Below are 236 nucleotides of genomic sequence, written 5' to 3' on the forward strand. Positions count from 1 at the left end.
GGTTCATCTGCGCCTCGCGCAGATGCTCGGGCGCGTCGGCGCGCTGGAGCAGCTCGGCATAGAATTGCGGCTCGATCGCACCGACGCTGACTTCCTTGCCATCCTTACAGGTGTAACAGCGATAGAAATGTGCCGCCCCGCCAAGCAGGCCCGCACCGCGTTCGACCGTGCGCAGCGCGCTGTGCGGCTGGCCGTAGAAGAAGCTCATCAGGCTGGTAACGCCATCGACGATTGCC

The 236-nt window shown here is 64.4% G+C and carries 1 protein-coding gene; it reads right to left on the reverse strand.

Annotation, left to right across the window (positions count from 1 at the left end; genetic code table 11):
- Window positions 1-208: CoA transferase (locus AB0T83_RS20535; RefSeq protein WP_435891204.1), on the reverse strand; the 208-nt coding region annotated here is incomplete at its 3' end.
- Window positions 209-236 lie beyond the last annotated feature (28 nt).

This window comes from Meridianimarinicoccus marinus (genome assembly GCF_040689105.1).
GTDB lineage: Bacteria > Pseudomonadota > Alphaproteobacteria > Rhodobacterales > Rhodobacteraceae > Meridianimarinicoccus > Meridianimarinicoccus marinus.